This window comes from Mycobacterium pseudokansasii, from assembly GCF_900566075.1.
Classification (GTDB): domain Bacteria; phylum Actinomycetota; class Actinomycetes; order Mycobacteriales; family Mycobacteriaceae; genus Mycobacterium; species Mycobacterium pseudokansasii.
The window spans coordinates 2,949,088-2,968,457 of sequence record NZ_UPHU01000001.1 but is presented as its reverse complement, the minus strand read 5'-3'; the positions used below and the strand labels follow the sequence as shown (position 1 = coordinate 2,968,457).

Annotated in this window: 15 protein-coding genes and 1 pseudogene; 7 read left to right on the top strand and 9 right to left on the bottom strand. The window is 65.7% G+C overall.

The genetic code is table 11. From position 1 onward, the window contains the following. Nucleotides 1–66 precede the first annotated feature (66 nt). Nucleotides 67–1,091: pseudogene (locus EET10_RS13465) on the top strand (YcaO-like family protein); the annotation flags it as partial. Between the two features lie 3 nt (nucleotides 1,092–1,094). On the opposite strand, the gene tyrS reads toward EET10_RS13465, so the two are convergent. Both tyrS and EET10_RS13455 read right to left on the bottom strand, forming a co-directional pair. Next, complete coding sequence (tyrS, locus tag EET10_RS13460; protein WP_036403352.1) at nucleotides 1,095–2,369, bottom strand: tyrosine--tRNA ligase; 1,275 nt, start codon at nucleotides 2,367–2,369, stop codon at nucleotides 1,095–1,097. Nucleotides 2,370–2,388: 19 nt separating this feature from the next. After that, complete coding sequence (locus EET10_RS13455) at nucleotides 2,389–3,000, bottom strand: DNA-3-methyladenine glycosylase (protein WP_036403520.1); 612 nt, start codon at nucleotides 2,998–3,000, stop codon at nucleotides 2,389–2,391. 57 nt (nucleotides 3,001–3,057) lie between these two features. Here EET10_RS13455 and EET10_RS13450 point away from each other — a divergent pair, with 57 nt between their 5' ends. The 3 genes from EET10_RS13450 to EET10_RS13440 are packed head-to-tail and all read left to right on the top strand — an operon-like array spanning nucleotide 3,058 to nucleotide 5,188. Continuing rightward, nucleotides 3,058–3,825, top strand: a complete 768-nt coding sequence (locus tag EET10_RS13450) for an ABC transporter ATP-binding protein (RefSeq protein ID WP_063467600.1) — start codon at nucleotides 3,058–3,060, stop codon at nucleotides 3,823–3,825. Between the two features lie 2 nt (nucleotides 3,826–3,827). After that, nucleotides 3,828–4,577: an ABC transporter permease gene (locus EET10_RS13445; RefSeq protein ID WP_244601938.1), complete on the top strand. Its 750-nt coding sequence runs from the start codon at nucleotides 3,828–3,830 to the stop codon at nucleotides 4,575–4,577. Then, a complete protein-coding gene (locus tag EET10_RS13440; RefSeq protein ID WP_036403359.1) occupies nucleotides 4,577–5,188 on the top strand; it encodes a TetR/AcrR family transcriptional regulator in 612 nt (203 codons plus the stop codon). Before EET10_RS13445 ends, EET10_RS13440 begins: the two co-directional genes overlap by 1 nt. On the opposite strand, the gene EET10_RS13435 is transcribed toward EET10_RS13440, so the two are convergent. The 4 genes from EET10_RS13435 to EET10_RS13420 form a co-directional block, all read right to left on the bottom strand. Next, entirely contained in the window at nucleotides 5,154–5,372 is a 219-nt protein-coding gene (locus EET10_RS13435) for a Trm112 family protein (protein WP_036403361.1), read from the bottom strand. The two genes, EET10_RS13440 and EET10_RS13435, sit on opposite strands and share 35 nt — an antisense overlap. Beyond that, entirely contained in the window at nucleotides 5,365–8,349 is a 2,985-nt protein-coding gene (locus EET10_RS13430; protein ID WP_099188367.1) for an acyl-CoA synthetase, read from the bottom strand. Before EET10_RS13430 ends, EET10_RS13435 begins: the two co-directional genes overlap by 8 nt. A gap of 176 nt (nucleotides 8,350–8,525) precedes the next feature. Further along, nucleotides 8,526–8,837, bottom strand: coding sequence for an ESX-1 secretion-associated protein (locus tag EET10_RS13425; protein WP_036403362.1), 312 nt, complete (start codon nucleotides 8,835–8,837; stop codon nucleotides 8,526–8,528). A gap of 44 nt (nucleotides 8,838–8,881) precedes the next feature. Beyond that, nucleotides 8,882–10,009 (bottom strand): EspA/EspE family type VII secretion system effector, encoded by a 1,128-nt coding sequence (locus EET10_RS13420; RefSeq protein ID WP_063467599.1) that lies wholly within the window; start codon nucleotides 10,007–10,009, stop codon nucleotides 8,882–8,884. Nucleotides 10,010–11,440: 1,431 nt separating this feature from the next. On the opposite strand from EET10_RS13420, the gene EET10_RS13415 reads away from it, so the two are divergent. Further along, the gene (locus EET10_RS13415; RefSeq protein ID WP_063467598.1) at nucleotides 11,441–11,683 is read left to right on the top strand and encodes a hypothetical protein; all 243 of its coding nucleotides are present in this window, start codon (nucleotides 11,441–11,443) and stop codon (nucleotides 11,681–11,683) included. 414 nt (nucleotides 11,684–12,097) lie between these two features. On the opposite strand, the gene EET10_RS13410 is transcribed toward EET10_RS13415, so the two are convergent. Continuing rightward, nucleotides 12,098–12,946 carry a hypothetical protein gene (locus EET10_RS13410; protein ID WP_036403369.1) on the bottom strand — a complete coding sequence of 283 codons (849 nt, stop codon included), beginning with the start codon at nucleotides 12,944–12,946 and terminating at the stop codon, nucleotides 12,098–12,100. A gap of 327 nt (nucleotides 12,947–13,273) precedes the next feature. Continuing rightward, the gene (locus EET10_RS13405; protein ID WP_051490528.1) at nucleotides 13,274–14,830 is read right to left on the bottom strand and encodes an MFS transporter; all 1,557 of its coding nucleotides are present in this window, start codon (nucleotides 14,828–14,830) and stop codon (nucleotides 13,274–13,276) included. A gap of 424 nt (nucleotides 14,831–15,254) precedes the next feature. On the opposite strand from EET10_RS13405, the gene EET10_RS13400 reads away from it, so the two are divergent. After that, nucleotides 15,255–17,021, top strand: a complete 1,767-nt coding sequence (locus EET10_RS13400; protein ID WP_036403372.1) for an ABC-F family ATP-binding cassette domain-containing protein — start codon at nucleotides 15,255–15,257, stop codon at nucleotides 17,019–17,021. A gap of 14 nt (nucleotides 17,022–17,035) precedes the next feature. After that, entirely contained in the window at nucleotides 17,036–18,298 is a 1,263-nt protein-coding gene (locus EET10_RS13395) for a cytochrome P450 (RefSeq protein ID WP_122447216.1), read from the top strand. Here the strand turns inward: EET10_RS13395 and EET10_RS13390 are convergent. Beyond that, complete coding sequence (locus EET10_RS13390; RefSeq protein ID WP_036403377.1) at nucleotides 18,281–19,342, bottom strand: type III polyketide synthase; 1,062 nt, start codon at nucleotides 19,340–19,342, stop codon at nucleotides 18,281–18,283. The two genes, EET10_RS13395 and EET10_RS13390, sit on opposite strands and share 18 nt — an antisense overlap. Nucleotides 19,343–19,370 lie beyond the last annotated feature (28 nt).

The window sequence follows — 19,370 nt, the reverse complement described above, 5'->3', positions numbered from 1 at the left end:
AAAGCCGTAAAGTATCGTAACCTGACTTTTATCACTTCGGCTATCTCGATCTGACTGTAGGGCTTTGTCCAAGCCGTCAGACCGGCCTCGCTGACCTTGTCAGTCAGCCAGGGTAAGGTAAGGCGGCCAACTACCGCGCGGCCCAAGTCTCTGCCGTGATGGAATCGCTCGAGAGCTGGCACGCCGAGAACGTCACGCCGGATCTGTCGAATGCAGCCGCAACCGAACTCGCAACGAGTCTGACCTACGCCCCTGAACAGCTGCGCCGTCCGGTCGGCAGCTTCTACCACGCCGACGCCAAGGTGGACTGGTTGATCGCGACCACGCTGTTGACGGGCCGTCAGACCTGGGTACCGTGGCCGGCCGTCTTGGTCAATATCGAGATCCGGGATGCATGGGGCCCGCCGACATTTTCGATGAACACCAACGGATTGGCTTCGGGCAATAGCTATCACGAGGCCGCCCTGCACGGGCTGTACGAGGTCATGGAACGCCACAGTCTGGCTCAGGCCGAACCCGGGTCGACGCTATTTGCGGTGCCCCTCGACGATGTCGCCAGCTCCGACTGCGCCGCGTTGGTCGACATGATTCAGCGGGCCGGAAGCGAACTGCACATCGCGCGGATCGACACCTGGGACGGGTATTACTGCTTCACCGCCGAACTGACTTCATCAATGACGGAGGTACCGTTCGCCGGCCATGGCCTGCATCACGACCCCAACGTGGCGTTGTCGCGTGCGATTACCGAAGCCGCACAATCGCGCCTCACCGCCATCAGCGGAGCCCGCGAGGATCTGCCGTTGGTGATCTATCACCGATTCGCCCGAATGCACACCTATGCTCCGCTGCGGGGATCGACACGACAGCTGCCCACTGCGGAGCCGAACCCGTGGGACGTCCCCGACGTTAGCTCACTCGACGACCTTCTGGCGTCGGCGGCAACCGCTGTGGCGGCCGAGGCCGGCACCGAGCCGGTTGCTGTGGTGTGCGATTTCGACGACGCGTGCATTCCGGTCGTGAAAGTCATCGCCCCAGGCCTGATGACGTCGCACGCTTCGCCAATGCGCACCCCCCTCGACGAGTCGGCGTAGTGGTCAGCCGACCCGTTCGACGCCGGCGATATTCCGCTTGCCGCGGCGCAGCACCAACCAGCGGCCGTGCAGGAAATCCGATGGCCGCGGTGCCCATTCGTCGGATTCGACGCGAATGTTGTTGACCGACACCCCGCCTTCGCCGATGGTGCGCCGCGCGGCCTTCCTCCCGTCGGCAAGGCCGGTGGCCACCAACAGGTCGACGATCCCGTCCGGACTTCCCGGTTTCAGTTCGGCGACGGTGGTTTCGCGGAGCGCGGCGGACAGCGTCGGCTCGTCGAGCCGGCCCAGCTCGCCCTGGCCGAACAGCGCCCGGCTGGCGTGCTCGACGGCTGCGGTGGCTGCTTCGCCGTGTACCAGCGAGGTGAGTTCGGCGGCGAGGCGTCGCTGGGCCGCCCGCTGCTGGGGCCGCTCGGCCGTAGCCTGCTCCAGTTGGGCCAACTCCTCGGCCGACAGGAATGTGAACCACCGCAGGTAGCGGATCACGTCCGCGTCGGCAGTGTTGACGAAGTACTGGTACCAGGCGTAGGGGCTGGTCATCTGCGGATCCAGCCACAAGCTGCCGCCGCCGGTGGATTTGCCGAACTTGGTGCCGTCGGCGGCGGTCACCAGCGGGACGGTGAGCGCATGCACTGCCGCACCGAGCTTTTGGCGCACCAGCCGGACTCCGGCGATGATGTTGCCCCACTGATCGGAACCGCCGATCTGCAGTGCACAGCCGTGGCGTCGGTGTAATTCGACGTAGTCGTTGGCCTGCAACAGCATGTAGCTGAACTCGGTGTAGGAGATCCCCTCCCCTTCCAGGCGGCGCCGGATGGTGTCGCGATCCAGCATCACGTTGACCGAGAAGTGCTTGCCGACATCGCGCAGGAATTCGATGGTCGACATCGCCGACGTCCACTCGATGTTGTTCTCGACGATGGCCCCGGTCGGCGAGTCCCCAGAATCCGAGAAATCGACGAAGCGTTCCAGCTGCCCCCGGATCCGCTCGGTCCATTCGGCGACGGTGTCGGCGTCGTTGAGGGTGCGCTCGCCGACGTCGCGCGGGTCGCCGATCATGCCAGTGGCCCCGCCTGCCAGCACGATGGGCCGATGCCCGGCACGCTGGAAGCGGCGCAACGTCAGCAGCGGCACCAGATGTCCGGCATGCAGGCTCGCCGCGGTGGGATCGAAGCCGGCGTACAGCGTCATCGGGCCGGGCCGCAATGCGGCGGCCAGCGCATCGAGGTCGGTGGACTGCGCGATCAGCCCACGCCAGGCCAATTCGTCAAGAATCATGATCGAAGAGTCTTCCAGGCTAGCCGCTGGCGCCCGGGACCGGCGCTCGGGGGCTACGCCGATACACCGACACCTCCGGTCGCCCGGCAACCCACAACCGCCACGGCCGGTCGGCGGCCTGGCTGACCCCCACTCGCGGGCCGGACAGCGCCGTCGGCGGATCGTTCAGTTCCAGCCGTACCGGGCTGGCCGGGTCAAATAGGTCGATTCCGTTGTCGTCCATGGTGATTCCCAATGCCGAGCAGAGGTTTCCCGGACCGCGCGCCAGCGCGGCGGTACGAACCAGTTCACCGCGCCGAGACCGGGCGACGTCGATGCCGCCCTCGACGGCGCACGCCCGCAGCAAGACCGCGGCGGCCGTGCCGTCGGGACCGCACGAGACATTGGCGCAGACATGGATGCCGTGGCTGCGGTAGGTGTAGAGCCGCCCGGGCGGCCCGAACATCACCGCGTTGCGGCCGCTGAGTCCGCGGTAGGAATGCGCCGCGGCATCCGGCCAGGGGCCGTCAGGCACCCCGCCGTAGGCCTCGACCTCCACGACGATGCCGCTCACCCCTCGTCCGGCCAGCGTGGCGCCCAGCAGTCGGCGCGCGGCAGCGACCGGGTCCCCCACGAGTTGCTCAGCACTCACCGCAGAGATTGTGCCGTGCCCCTTGACAAGTGCCGACAACGGGTCGATATTCATCATATGATGAGTTCATCGAATGATGAATTAATTCGGGCCGGTGCCGAACTGGCAGTCGTCATCGAAGGCTTGACCGTCATCCGTGGCAAACACCCAGCGGTTCAAGATGTTTCACTGAGGGTCGGGTGCGGAACCATCACCGGGCTGCTGGGCCCGTCCGGCTCGGGCAAGACCACGCTGATGCGATGCATCGTCGGCTCCCAGATCATCACCTCCGGTACGGTGCGGGTTCTGGGGCTGCCGGCCGGGTCGTCCCAACTGCGCCACCGCGTCGGATACATGCCTCAGGACCCGACCGTCTACAACGACCTGCGGGTGATCGACAACGTCCGCTACTTCGCCGAACTCTGCGGAGTCGACGGTCAAGCCGCCGAGGAGGTGATCGACGCCGTGGACCTGAGCAGCCACCGGACTGCGCGCTGTGCCAACCTCTCCGGCGGCCAGCGGGCCCGCGTTTCGCTGGCCTGCGCCCTGGTCGGCCGGCCGGATCTGCTGGTGCTCGACGAACCGACGATCGGCCTGGACCCGGTGCTGCGGGTCGAACTGTGGGATCAGTTCACCGCGCTGGCCCGGCGTGGCACCACGCTGTTGGTGTCCAGCCACGTGATGGACGAGGCCGACCGCTGCGGCGATCTGCTGCTGATGCGCGAAGGACGGCTGCTGGCCCACACCACGCCGGACGAATTACGGAAGGAAACGGGATGCACATCACTGGAGGACGCGTTTCTGTCCATCATCCGACGCACCACCACCGCGCCCGCGGCCGGCTGAGCCTGCAGAACTATACGGCCACCACCGTACGGATTCTGCGCCAACTGACAGCCGATCACCGCAGCATCGCGATGATCCTGCTGGTGCCCGTGCTGGTCATCACGCTGATGTATTTCATGTTCGACAAGGTTCCGCCCCGTCCCGGTGTCCCCTCCGGATTTGACACGGCGTGCATGGTGTTGCTGGGCCTTTTCCCGCTTTTCGTGATGTTCGTGATCACGGCGATCACCATGCAACGCGAACGGGCTTCGGGAACGCTGGAGCGGATCTTGACCACTCCGCTGCGCAGAATCGATCTGCTCGCCGGCTACGGGACCGCGTTTTCGATCGCCGCGGCCGCCCAGGCCACGCTGGCCTGCATTGTGGCGTTCTGGTTCCTCGGATTCGATACCGCGGGTAGTCCCGCGTGGGTTTTCGTGATCGCGATCGTCAACGCGACCTTGGGTGTCGGGCTGGGGCTGCTCTGTAGTGCCTTCGCCCGCACCGAATTTCAGGCCGTGCAGTTCATCCCGTTGGTGATGGTGCCGCAACTGCTGCTGGCGGGCATCATCGTCCCGCGCGCGCTGATGCCGACCTGGCTGCAGTGGCTCAGCAATGCGATGCCGGCCAGCTACGCGCTGGAGGCCTTGCAGCAGGTGGCTGGACATTCCGAGCTGACCTACACCACCGTGCGCGACATCGTCGTCGTGCTGGCTTTCGCGGTCGCCTCGCTGGGGCTGGCGGCGGTGACGCTGCGACGGCGGACGCCGTAGTGGCGGCGCGGCGACGCCCCGGCCGGCCGGCCGGGAATTCAGACACCCGCGAGCGCATCCTGGCCTGTGCTCGAGAACTGTTCGCGCACAACGGTATTGACCGAACTTCGATCCGGGCCGTGGCCGCGGCCGCCGGAGTAGATGCGGCCCTGGTGCATCACTACTTCGGCACGAAACAACAGCTCTTCGTCGCCGCCATTCACATACCGGTGGATCCGATGGACATCATCGCGCCGATGCGGGAAACCCCGGTCGAGGAACTCGGCGTGAAACTACCGACTGCATTGCTTGCGCTGTGGGATTCCGAACTGGGCCCACGGTTGATCGCGACGGTGCGGTCGCTGCTATCGGCCGACGGCGTCACTTTTGTGCGCTCCTTCTTTCAGGACGTGGTGACATCGGAGCTGGGTTCACGCGTCGACAGCCCGCCAGGGACAGGAAGGATCCGCGCTCAATTCGTCGCCTCCCAGTTGATTGGTGTGGCCATGGCGCGCTACATCGTCAAGGTGGAGCCTTTCGCGTCGCTGCCGGCCGAGCAGATCGTGCAGACGATCGCACCGAATCTGCAGCGCTACCTCACCGGGGAGCTGCCGGAGGGCCTGGCGCCGTGAAGCGGGCATGCTCGTCGTCGCTGACGTCACGGGCCTGGTCGACCAGCAATACCGGGATGCCGTCCTCGATGCGGTAGGCGCGCCGCAGCCGCGGGTTGTAGAGCACCTGCCCGTCGTCCACGAGCAGCAGCGGACCCTGGTCAGCCGGACACACCAGAATGTCCAGCAGCTTTTCGTCAAGCATCGGCGTTCTTCTCGCCGCACAACTCGGCGCGCGCCGGCGGGGTCAGCCGGCGAAACTCGCTGGAGGCAGGGTCGAAATACCATGCCTGGCGGCCCGGCTTGGGAATGCCGGCGGCCCGCAGCGCGCTGACGGTAGGCCGGTAGGTCGCGCTGAGCGACAGCTGCGAAACCACATGCACGACATCGGGTCCCAGTCCGACCGCCATGCCCGCGACGGCATCGGTCAGGTCGGCCGCCGTAATGGTCGCTCCCGGCCGCAATGTCACCGCTGCGACCGCGAGCTGATGGCCGTTGACCGATACGTCGTAGGTGACGGCGAGGTCGACACCGTTGACGCAGCCCAGCGCATCGGTGACCGGCTCGGCATAGACCATTCCCCGCGCGGTGCGTACGACCGAGCCGCGCCGGCCCGCCAGCCAGTAGTCCCCGTCTGCATCGCGGTAGAACAGGTATTCGGTGGAGATCCAGGTGTCGGCGGGTGCGAAGACGCCCCGCTTGATCGACGCGCTCGGGTCGATCGGTCCGCTGGCGTGTGCGAGCAGCACGCCGACCTGGTTGACGTCGGCAACCTGGACGAACCCGCGTTCGTTTTCCAGGATCAGGTCGTGTTCGGCGTCGTAAGCACCGAGTTCGACCCGTCCGGCGCCGGGCAACGGGCGGCCCTTGCTGCCGATCTTGGCGCCGGACACGTTGGCCAGCACCGCCTGCCCGTCGGTGGTGGCGAAGAACTCGACGACATGTGCCGGGGCGAAGGTGTCGACGACGCGGCCCCACAATCCGGTCGGCATACCCGAGCCGATGAACAGCCGCACGGGGTGGTTGCCGTTGAGGGCAAATGCCGGGTCGTCGACCACGTCGCGCAGCATGGCCCAGGTGTAGGACACGACGGTGACGCCGTAGCGGCGTACCTCGGCGACGAACCGGTCGGCACACAGTCCGCGCGACAGTGCGATGCGGGTGCCGCCCACGACCGCGCCGCCCAGGCTGACCAGCAGCGCCGATTCGTGGTGCAGCGGTGTCAGGCAGTACACGGTGTCTCGACGGTCCAGGGCGGCCGTCGATGCGGTGCCGAAGGCCGACACCGCCCAGCGGTAGTTGGTGATCTGCTTGGCGACCAGCTCACCGCCGACCGCACTGAACGCAATGAACGCCAAATCCCTTGCCAGACCAGGGTTTTGCCGGTACCAGGCGGGCAGTTGGACGACATCGGGGTCGATCTTCTCCATGTCGATGACGTCGGCGTCTTCGGGCAGGTGCAGATCTCGTGACTCGCCGCCGCCCAGCACCAGCACCTGTCCGGGCAATTGGCGAGCCGCGGCGAGGTTGGTGGGATCGGTGATGATCTCAGTCGCTCCGCCGAGACGGACCTGCGCGGCCAGGTCGACGTCTTGGCGCATCAGCACCACGATCGCCCCCAGCCGGGACAACGCCGCGATGGCGACCAGGGCGCTGGGCCGGGTCTCCATCAGCACGCCCACCCGGTCCCCCTGGCGCACCCCCACGTCGATCAGGCCGCGAACGACATTGTTGATGCGCCGATTGACGGCCTCGTAGGTGTGCACGCGATCGTCGAACAGCAGGAATTCGCCCTGCGGTGCGTCGTGGGCCTGTTCGTCGATGATCCGGCCCAGCGATATCCGGGTGTGGTCGTTGAGTTGCCCCAGCCGGGCCAGGCGGGGCAGCGTGCGGACGGTCTCGACGGCCAGGGTGCGCATCGATTTGTTGGCGGCGACCACCGCCTCGGCCGCACCGCGGGCCATGGCCAGGGCCGCCTCGGAGACCTCTCCGATACCGTGCGCAACGCGGGAGCTGAATGCGACTCCGCTGTCGGTGTGTTCGGCCGGCTGTTCGACCATCAAGCTGATGTTGGCCGGCTTGTCACCATCGCTGGAGATCCAACGCGCCCAGTCTGCGACCGTGGGCCAGCTCTGGTGCGCCGCCCTGGATCCTACGACGAGACCGAAATGGCCGGTGCGGATGAGGCATTCGTAGACCTCGGTGTTAGGTGCGGCGCGGCGGATGCCACGCACCGAAGCCGGCTGGCCGATGTCGTCGACTTCGCCGACGAACGCCAGGATCGGGCAGGTGATGTCGGTCAGCGTCACCATTTGGCCGCTGATGGCGAAACCACCGGTCATCATCCGGTTGTGGGCGATGAACTGCTTGAGCAGTTCGGAGATGGCCGGACCGGACCAGGCGATCCAGCCTTCGGATTCGAGGAATCGGCGCTGTTGTTCCCGGGGCAGCAGGGCCTCGCGGTCGTGGAGCTGCCGCAGGAAGTCGAGGCGGGCCTTGGCCGTCTTGAGCGGATCCATCATCTGGAAGCCGGTGCGCGCCATCCAGCTGGGAATGGCCAGCCGGTTGAAGACGTGATCTGCCATGAAACTGGCGGCGGCCGCACCGAAGTTGGCCGGAATACCCATCGGCAACGCGGCCAGGGTATCCACCGGCGAGCCGAACGCCACGATGCTGGCGATGTTCTTGGAACGCCGGTACGCCGCGGCTTGATAGCAGAACATGCCGCCTTGGGAATAGCCGACGATGTGCACGTCCTGGCCGGTGGTGTCGTGCACCGTGTCGATGGCTTGGCTGAGCGCGACGATGTGGTCGGCCAGGTTGCGGCGCATGCCGCCCTCGACCTTGTCCGGTGAGCCGAAGTCGATGACCCACGGATCCAGACCGCGAGCGTGCAGGATGCCCACCGCGCCGTCCTCGCGGGTGACGTCCCACATGTCGGCAGACATCATCATCGGGTGCACCATCAGCACCGGCGGACCCACGGGCGCGTGCCCGGGCCGGGTGTCCGGCGGGAAGTACCGTCGCAGCTTGTACATCGGCACGCTCTCGACGATCTGGGACGGCGACGGCGCGCTGCCCGTTTCCAGGCCGCCCAGCCGCAGGACTTCCAGCCCGTTCTGGGCCGTGGCCACCAGACGCTCGACCGGGCGTGTGACCATCGACAAGTTGAGATCCACCACTGCTCCTGGGTGCTCCTGAGTGCTCCTGAGTTGGCCTTGACCAGCGTGGACATCATTCCACATCGGAGCGGGGCGCAGGTCATGTCATCGTGGACGGCGCCGCCGGCGGTGGCCGGGGGTGCCGCAGCCCGGATGACGTTGCCCGGGCTGCGGCCGACCCCTATCCCGGGCGGCGATCAGCGAAAGAACTTGCTGAGCACGTTGGCCGCCCCTTCATCGGTGTCGAGATAAGCACCGGCGGCCCTACGCAGATTGTCTGCTAGCTGTCCGTCGACCTGTTGAACGCACGCGCCGGTGGCACTGCGGATGGTCTCGAACCCAGCCAGGGTCTGATTGAACAGCGCGCAGAACGAACCGTGGGTGGTCGAGACCGAATGACTGATTCCGCTAACCATGTCGACCGCCGATTTCACATCGGCCGACACGTTGCCTTGAATCCGCTCCAGCACGCCCAGGAACTCCGGCACGACGTACAGAAAATGTCCCATGATTACTCCCCTCTGGTGAACAATGTCGCTATCAGGTTGGGTTGCTACGCTTTTGACACCCCGCCATTGACAAATATCGGCACTTTCCCGGTCTTCTCAGCGCTCACCGCCGGACCATCGACGGGCGCTCGCTCGGCATCCGCTCCGCCCGAAGCCCCGACATTCCCGCCATCGCCCTGCGGTCGGCGCGTCGGGGCATGCGGAACAGACCCTGGCAATCCCGGGGCGCCCGACGAGGATTGCGCGCCGGTCGTCCCCACCGAGCTACCGGCCTGGCCAATGCTGCCGACAGGACCCACTTCCATTGGGAGTGAACGCATCTGAGTCATCACACCGCCCCGCTGGCCCATCGCCGGCAAGCCGGCACCGCCGAGAGCGCGCACCGGATCGGACACCTGAGCCAGGTTCGACAAGTGGGTGAGGTCGGGCATGGCGGCCGCGCCGGGTGCGGCTGACTTCCCCGACATCCCGGCGATGCCCGACAACGACGACAGGCTGGACAGGATAGTCCCCAAGCCCATGTCGGAAAATATGCTTGCGATTTCCGACCACGCCGCGTACAAGGCGGATTCCAATTTTGAGATGAATTGTCGTATGTCGAACTCGATGTCCGACACGACGGCGATCACTTCCTCTTCGATCAGGGCTTCCAGCAGCTCGACCAGTTTCCACAACGCGGCAATCAGTTTGGCGGTGTCTTCGGCCGTCTTGTACGCCAGATATGCGAGCGCACCGGTAACCATGCTCATCATCAGCGAAGTGATCGGAAGCTGAAACCCGTCCGAGAGCCATTGTCCGACAAGGGGTATGTAGGAAATGACTATGGCGACCGGGCGTGCCTTCTCGAGGATCCACTTTGCGAATGCCAGGACATCGCGGGTTCTCCTTACCGCGTCCGCTTGATCCGTTACCAGCGTCCCGGTGATGTAGTCCAGGTCCGCCAAGATTTCTTCACGGAGCTTCTGCAGCTCATTCTTGGCCGAGTACGCTTCTGCCGCGGTGCCCATCCAGCGGTCGCCCGGAGCGGCCGAGGCCTGATCCTGGGCGCTTCGGGTGAACCATGACGAACTGGTGTTGAAGACGTCTCCGGAAACGGGCAATCCGATTCCAAGCAACGCCTCGAAGCCATCGATGGTGTCGATCGCCGAATCGATGATCCACGCTCTGTCCATTGTGATTCGTCCTCTCGCAGGCTAATTCATGCTCTTTGGATAGCAAGGGGGTTGTCAGGAAATGACGCGGTTACTGATGGGTCTGACGTACCTAGCACAAATGCAGCAGCTACTACTCGTCCGAGTTAAACGACGAATGGCCTTTTCTACAGGCGAATTCAGCGTGCGTCTGCACCGAGAGACGTCTAATGTATGGCCGACAGCTTAGCTACGACGAACAATCGTCGCGCCGGTGGAAGTCAGTTCGTCAATCAGCGACTCAGGCGCCAGCCATTGCGCAGCGTACAAGAAATGCGCAATCGGACCATCCAAGGTCTTCGTTTGGGTCGTGCCATCGGCTGCTCCTCACCCAAGACATCAACAATGCTGCACTGCGGCAACGTGTTACACGAAAAGCAGCGCTCTCAGTGCCAGGCATTGGCCGCACCCGTTCCCCGGCCGAATGGGCCGGGGTTCGGTTGGGACCGAGCACTATGATTGCCGAGCGAAAGAGTTGCTACGGATAACAGTTGTATTACGCAGGCCACAGTAGGACGCGAAAGCCGTGCGCGCAAGGGGCATTTGAGAAGGTTGGGTACCACCACGTGAAGTCAGGCAAGCGCTGGCTGTCTCACCGACTCGACGGCGTCCATCCGCAGAATCGAGAAGACTCGACCGGAAGACTGTGCTCGTCAGCAGAGCCGTTGAAGCGCGATCGCGCTCATCACTGCCAGTGACCCGTCGCGGGTCGGCGTAATCAACCGATCATGCAGTGTGGTGTTGTAACGCAATCACTTCGCAGAACGACATACCAGCCAGACCAGCGTTCCCCGGCCGAAGGTGGCCACTGAACGGCTAACCTCGCGCTCTTGTGCTGGTTGATCATGGTTGGGTGTGCTGAACGAAGAAAGGCGCTCTGTGCTTGGATAAGAGGCTATCCCGGGTCTGGTGGGAATTCCGATTGCGGTTATCCCCTTGTGACCTGCAGTGTGGTGGCGGCGAGTCCCCGGTGCTGAGTTCACCCGGCTCTAGAGGCAGGTTGACTTGACCCATCCTCTGTTGATGCTGCAGGCGACCGGGATGTCGGTGCACCTGCACGCCGGAGCGTACTCGCCCGGCCTGCGGTAGCCCTGGGCCAAGTGACAGTATCGGTGGTTGTGTTTCCTGCATGAAGTCGCCGACGACCACGCGGGCCTCGAACAGCGTGGTCCCATGGTTGCGGTTGAGACACTTCTTCCTGAGTCTGTTGTTGAAGGATTCGATGTAGCCGTCGTCTCACGGGCAGCCTGGCGGGATGTGCATCGTCCCGCTGGTGTTGTCGCAGAACCGTTGTAGCACTTGGGAAACCAGCTCAGGACCGCTATCCAGGCGTGACACTTTCGGTGGGCCGCCGTTATCACGACGGCCCTCTCGAGCTCGCCGACGAGGTGTTCGCCGGTGATTGAGCGTTCCATGAGATTCAGCAGTAGGGCCCGGGTGTGCTCGTCGATCATCGGGGCGATCTTGATTGCCCTGCCGTCGACGTGGGGAGTCAAACGGAAGTCGCTCACCCGCACCCCGTTCGAGGCATCGGCCTGCACCGGCAGGACCGAGGAGATCCCGGCCCGCTTGCGCGGGGAGACGACCTTGACCTGCAGGCCTTCCTCGCGCCACCGCCGGTGGATCTTCTCATTGACCTCACGGCGCTCGTCGTAGCGCGACGCCCAGACACGGCGGAACCCGTGGCAGGGTGCTTGGTGGCGTAGGAGCGCGACAGGCCCGCATCTCGGGGTGGGGATCAGTCGGTGGCTGCGCCACCGGCAGGCGGCGGGGGCGCTGGCGGCTCAATGGCCCTGCACGCCAACCGTTCCGACATGCTCAAAAGGGATTGGACTGCAGCCATCCGGGCGCGGCGGCCGGCGTGCACGAGGGCCCCGACGAAAAGTCGACCGTGCCGTGCCCGGGTGTATCACCATCTCGGCGCGCACTCTGCGCTCAACCAACACCATCGAGTCGATGATCTGGGTCTATCGGGCAGATACGGCTTGAATGGGCTGACCTGTTGACCACCGCCTTGGCCCGTTTGCAACCGGGCTACTGCCCACCCCGTAATCCCGCGCCACATCCGGGCTAGATGGCTCGCAGCTCCGAGAACGCGCCCCTCATCGACTGAAGCATGTCGGTTTCGGCGCATCGGGCCGACTCCAGGATCGCGGGGACGTCCTCGAGTTTGGCGTGTATTCTAGCCAGCTGCTCGAGCACACCCAGCCTTCGTTGATTGACGTCGTCCAACATACGCCGCGCCTCGGCCATGCGCTGCTCGACCTGCTCGTCGGCAAGGCGGACGCGCCGTTCGGCCTCGGCCTTGGCGTCATTGAGCCGTTTGTCGCACTCCTGCTGCGTAGTTCGCAGCTGATCATCGATCTGGAATTGGGCGTCGGACCGGAGCCTGATCAGTTCGGCATCGAGTTGCTGTTCCGCCTTCTCGCGGCGCCTGGCATCCGCGACGCGCATCTGGTCGATCTCTCGGAAAGCCTGTGCCCTGAGCTCATCTGCTTCTTCTCGCGCACGGCGGACCGCCTCGGCATGCTCGAGATCGAGTGCTCGTTGCCGCGCCTCCATCTGGGCCAACATGTCTCTCTTGGTCACGCGAGCCGCTTCGGCGTCATTCTTGGCCGCGGCAATCAACGCCGACGCCTCGGCCCGCGCCTCGGACTGCATCTGAAATACCTCGTCGACAGCGAACCGCAGCATTTTCGCCAACCGGTCGGTGACCGCCGGTGCCGACGACGAGGTATCCCGCAGGACCGCGTTTTCGTCCCGCAGTGCGGCAAGCTCCACCCTGAGTCTCTCGGTCTCGTAGTGTTGCGCCTGCCGCTGAACCATCAGTTCCGCGATGTACTGGTTGACGGCAGCCGGATCGTATCCATTGCGCGTCCGTTCGAATTTCGGAGTGGGATCGTTAACGAAGGTTGTCACCTGGTACCCCTCAGACACTCCTCGCGATGGGCTGACGGTGGTTGGCCACGGCCCACTTTCCGGTCGCTGACTGACTTGCGGACCGCCCCCGGCATGGCCGGACAACGATGCCAACACAGCCGCCGGTGCAAGGACAGACGTGACTGTGTGACTCACCGAAACTCCTTTTCGTCAGCGTCGCATCGCGACTCGCCAGTTTGGTAAGCGAGGCAGACTATAGTGCACATTGGCAATAATTGTTATCAGCTGTTTTTTTGGGGCTGGAAGGTGATTGTCTCCGGCCCGCGCCCCGCGCTGGGCGCAGCCATCGGGCCATCGCGATGACTGTCACCCAGCCCGCTGCTCAAGAGGTAGCTGGCGCGGCAGCAGTAGCCAGACGGCCACCGCGGCGGTCAACGGCACCAGTGCCATTAACAGGCTGGTAGTACGCAACGCGGACACGACGACCTCCTGGGTGGTCGCCATGAGACTGCGGGCCGCCTCCGGATCCAGCACGGCGACGCCGCCGAGGTTGCTCCCGCCGTACGAACGGGTAGCCTCCAATGCTTTGGCGGCCTGAGTGGGAGAGACGCCCGTGCCAGCGAACCGGTCCTGCGCTCGTGCCGTGTAGAAAGTCGTGGCCAGCAGGGTCACCATGGTGGGGCCGAGTGAGTATGCGGACTGGCCGACGCCGGGTTTGACCGCGGCAACCGAGCCCTCCAAGCCTGGTGGGGCAAAACTCATCATGACGCTGGCCTGCGGGGGCTCAATGAAGCCCAGGCCGGCAGTCAAGGCCACTATTCCCACACCGATCACGACGATAGAAGTGTCCATACCGAAGGTGGCGAATACACCGGTGGCCACGGTGAGCAACCCCAGACCAAACAGGATGGTGGCCCGCGCCGAGGTCCGGGTCATCATGCGGCCTGCCGCTACGGCCGCGGGCGCCTGCACGGCGGCGCCCAGCACCAACAACACACCCAGCACGGTGAGCGAATACCCGCGGACCACGGTGGCGTAGTAGCTCAGGATGAGGATGAGCCCGGCGGACAGGAAGTTGAACGCCAGCCCGGCGATGACGGCGGCATTGAACGGGCCGGCCCGGAAGATTCGCAGATCCAGGGCCGGATGGTCGGTCCGCAACTCCCACCACACGAAGAAGACTCCGGCAGCCAGCCCGATCAGCAACGGCGGCGCGGCAGCGGCCGGGCCGTGAGCCAGCCGGGACAGACCGTAGACCAGGCTGACCAGCATGAAGCCGGCGGCGGCAATGCCGGGATAGTCGATTGGTCGATCGCTGATCCGGAACGTCTCGGGAACGAACCGAACGGTGATGGGGATGGTGAGCAACGCTACGGCGGGGGCCACGACCAACGCCCAGCGCCACCCAAGTGATTCGACCAGGACGTTGCCGATCAGCGGTAGTGGTGCGCCGACCAGGAATGCGGTCCCAAGGAAGAGGCTGATGGCCTTGGGCCGCTGCTCAGGCAGGAACACGGCGTTGATGATCGCCAGCGAAAGACCCAGCAGGAAGGCGAAGAAGACACCGGTCAGAGCGCGCGCGACCATCAGCATCACCGCATTGGGCGAGGCTGCGGCCAGCAGGCCGAAAACGATGGCGCCGACCAGGCCCAGCAGATACATCCGGCGTTTTCCGTAGACGTCGCCGAGGGTGCCCGCGCCGAGTATGGCCGCGGCCAGGGTGAGAGTAGCCAGACTGGCAGCGAACCCAGCCGCAGCGGTGGACATGTGCAGTCCCTCCCGCACCGGCACGAGATTGCTGGAGAAGATGGTTGGATCGGCACCGGTGACGGCGAATCCCAGCCCCATGGCGAGCACAGTCATCCATTGGGCAAGCGTCAGCTTGTCCTCGCCGGATCGCGTTTCGATGCCTGGCGCGTCCATTCCGGTTACCTCTCGTCGTGGTGTGCGGTCGAGTCTAGGGATGATGTGGGCAGATGTTGCCCCCTGGAATGGTCCTGAACGGCCGGAAGTTTGCGGAAACGATGCTCGTCTGCCCGCGGCCGAGTCGCGCTACCGGGCGACTGGCGGCTGATTGGGTCCGCAACCGCTCGAACCCCACCTTTTCCGCGGGCCCCCGACAATGCTCGCCGCGGCCATTCCCCCGCCGGGCTGCCCAACCAGCAATTACATTGGGCGACAAGGTTTCCCGGGCCTTCGACAGCGCCCGACCGAGCGGGTACCACCGGCCCTTGAGAACCGTGCCCGGGGCGGCACAGCCGGCACCGTTGACGCCGAAGGCCATGGGGTCCGACACGGAATCTGTCCGCCGGCGGGGTCGACAATGTGTGCAGGTAGCGTCGGCCCGGTGGCACACCTGCTCGGAGCCGAGGCCGTACACCTGGCGTACCCGGCCCAGGTGATATTCGAATCGGTCACACTCGGCGTCGACGACGGTGCGCGCATCGGCATCGTCGGGCGAAACGGGGACGGCAAATCCAGCCTGCTGGACCTGCTCACCGGCCAGCTGCCGCCGGACTCCGGACGGGTCACCCGGCGCAGCGGTTTGCGCGTCGGTGCGCTGAGCCAGGCCGACACCCTGGACCCCGCTCGCACCGTCGGCTGGACGCTGGTCGGCGACCAACCGGAACACCACTGGGCCGGTGACCCGCGCGTCCGCGACGTGGTCGCCGGATTGGTGTCCGACATCGCCTGGCGTGCAAAGGTTTCCACCCTCAGCGGCGGCCAGCGGCGCCGCGTGCAGCTGGCCCGGCTCCTGGTCGGCGACTGGGACGTGATCGCTCTCGACGAGCCCACCAACCACCTCGACATCGAAGGCATCACCTGGCTGGCCGGCCACCTCCAACAACGCTGGGCCCGCAGCAGCGGCGGGCTGCTGCTGGTCACCCACGACCGGTGGTTTCTCGACGAGATCGCCACCACCACGTGGGAAGTCCACGACGGCGTCGTCGAGCCCTTCGAAGGCGGATACGCGGCCTACGTGCTGCAACGCGTCGAACGTGACCGGCTCGCCGCCGCGGCCGAGGCCAAGCGACAGAACCTGATGCGCAAGGAGCTGGCCTGGCTGCGGCGGGGTCCCCCGGCGCGAACCTCCAAACCCAAGTTCCGCATCGAGGCCGCCAATCAGCTGATCGCCGACGTGCCGCCGCTGCGCAACACCGTCGAGCTGGCCAAGCTGGCCACCGCCCGACTGGGCAAGGACGTCATCGACCTACTCGACGTGTCGGTCTGCTTTGACGGCCGCCCGGTGCTGCGGGACATCGAATGGCGGATCGGCCCGGGCGAACGCACCGGAATCGTCGGAGCCAACGGCGCCGGGAAATCCACCCTGCTGGGACTGATCGCCGGCACCATCGAGCCCGACTCCGGCCGGGTCAAGCGCGGCAAGACCGTCCGGCTGGCGGTGCTCGACCAGCAAGGTGATGCGCTGACCCCGTTCGCGCAGGACCGGATTGCCGAGGTACTGACCAGGCTTCGCAGCGGCTACGAGGTCGGCGGGCGTGAGCTGACCCCGGCCCAGCTGCTGGAACGTCTCGGCTTCGTCCGGGGTCAGCTTTCGGCGCGGGTCGGCGATCTTTCCGGCGGTCAGCGGCGACGGCTGCAGCTCATGCTGACGCTGTTATCGGAACCCAATGTGCTGCTGCTCGACGAGCCCACCAACGACGTGGACACCGACATGCTGACGGCCACCGAGGATCTGCTGGACTCCTGGGCGGGCACCTTGATCGTCGTCTCCCACGATCGCTATCTGCTGGAACGGGTCACCGATCAGCAGTACGCGATTCTGGACGGCCGGCTGCGGCATCTGCCCGGCGGCATCGACGAATACCTGCGGCTGGCTACCAAACCGTCACCGACACCGGCCGCTAAACCGGCTGAGCCCCAAGAGATCTCGGGCGCGCAGCGCCGGGCCGCGGAGAAGGAGCTGGCCGCCGCCGAGCGTCAGCTTGCCCGCCTGGCCGACCGGATTGCCGCCAAGCACACCGAACTCGCCGAACATGACCAGGCCGACCACGTCGGCCTGGCCCGGTTGAGCCGGGAATTGCGCGACCTCGAAGACGAGGTTGGCGCGACGGAGGAGCGCTGGCTGCAGATTTCGGAGGCGCTGGAATGAACGCGTACCGGACGGTGCCGTACCTGCCCGGGGAAGCACTGCTGGCGCTCTATCGGCACCGCGGTGCGGTGGTCGACGCCGGCGTCGGGCGCCATGGCTTCGTGTATCTGTTGGGCCCTGAGGCCAATAAGTTCGTGTTCGCCAACGCCGACGCGTTCAGCTGGCGTGAGACGTTCGAGAGCCTGGTTCCCGTCGACGGGCCTACCGCGCTGATCGTCAGCGACGGCGAAGACCACCGGCGCCGCCGTAGCGTGGTGGCGCCCGGACTGCGCCACCGGCAGGTTCAGGACTATGTGCAGACCATGGTGTCCACTATCGACGAAGTCATCAACACCTGGCGTCCGGGACAGCGCCTCGACCTCTACCAGCAGTTCCGTTCGGCGGTACGGCGCAGCACCGCCGAGAGTCTGTTCGGCCCGCGGCTGGCCGCCCATTCGGACTTCCTCGGTGAACAGTTGCAGCCGCTGCTCGACCTGACCCACCGGCCGCCGCAGCTGATGCGGCTGCAGCGACGGTTGAACTCACCGGGCTGGCGACGCGCGATGGCGGCCCGGCACCGTGTCGACGACCTTGTCGGCGCGGTGATCTCCGACGCGCGCCCCCGGCCCGGGCCCGACGACCACATGTTGACCACACTGATCGACACGTTGAGCGACAACGAGATACGCGATGCGATCGTCTCGCTCATCACTGCCGGCTACGAAACCACCAGCGGAGCGCTGGCCTGGGCGGCCCATGCGTTGCTCACGTTGCCGGGCGCCTGGGAGACGGTCGCCCGAGAGGTTGATCGCGTGCTCGGCGGCAACGCGCCCGCCGCCGACAACATCGGCTCACTGACCTACCTGAACGGCCTGGTGCAGGAAACACTTCGGCTGTACTCCCCCGGGGTGATCTCGGCTCGCAGAGTGATGCGCGACCTGGTGTTCGACGGCCACCGGGTCAGGTCGGGACGGCTGCTGATCTTCAGCGCGTACGTCACCCATCGGTTGCCCGAAATATGGCCCGCCCCAAGGGAGTTCCGTCCGCAGCGCTGGGACCCCGACTCGCCGGACTACCGTAAGCCCGCGCCACACGAGTTCATCCCGTTCAGCGGCGGGCTGCACCGATGCATCGGGGCGGTCATGGCTACCACCGAGATGACGGTGATGCTGGCTCGACTGGTCGCCCGAACTACGCTGCGCCTGCCTGCTCAGCGGATCCGCGCGGCCAACTTCGCCGCGCTGTCCCCTAAACCGGGGCTGACCGTCGAGTTTGCCGGCTCAGTGCCAGCGCAGTAGTACCAGCTCGGCACAGAACCCCGGCCCCATGGCCAGCATCAGCCCGGGACTTCCGCTCGGCGGCCGTTTGGCGATGGTGTCGCGCAGGATGTGCAGCACCGACGCCGACGAGAGGTTGCCGATTTCGCCGAGCGAACGCCAGGTCAGCTCGAGTGCGTCGGGGGCCAGTTCGAGGCTAGTGGTGATTGCGTCGATCACCTTGGGACCGCCCGGGTGACTCACCCACGCGCCGACGTCGTCCTTGGACAGTCCATGCGTGGCAAGGAATCCGGTTACGTCGCCGGGCAGGTAGTGCTCGATCAGGTTGGGGAGTTCGGGAGAAAGCCGCAGCTGCAGGCCATGAGAACCGACGTCCCAACCCATGATGTGCAGCGATTCGGGGTACAGCCGGCTGCGGGAGTCGACGATGGTGGGCCCGCTGGTGCGCAGCTGCTCGGCGCGGCGGTCGCCGACGGCGACCACGGCGGCGGCGCCGTCCCCGAACAGCGCCGTCCCGATAAGTCCCGACACGGTCGGCTTGACCGCGGGGTAGGTGAGCGAACAGAGCTCGACCGCTATCAGTACGGCGACGGCGTCGGGTGCGCCGCGCAGGTAGTCGTGTAGCCGGGCCACTCCGGCGGCGCCGGCCACGCACCCCAGACCGAACAGCGGCACCCTGCGTACGTCGGGGCGCAGGCCCAGCCGGCCGGCGACCCGGGCATCGAGTGCCGGCACCGCGACACCGGTCACCGTTGTGGTGACGATCATGTCGATGTCGCGCGGTTCCAGCCCGGCCTCGTGGAGCGCACCCATGAGCGCCTCGACGGCCAGATCCACGGCCTTGTCGATAAAGATCTCGTTCGCATCGCCGAAGTCGGTCAGCCCCGGGTACTGCTCCAGCGGAAGGACGAATTGACGGCTGTTCACCCGGGCGGCGGCGTGCAAGCGCCGGACGATATCTTGGTGCTCCTTCAGACCGGGAAATTCGACGAACGAATCGGTGATCTGACTCTGGCTATAGCGATGCGGCGGCAATGCACCGCACACACCTGCAACAACGCTCATGGCCCCCTGCCCTTACTTGCTCACCTGC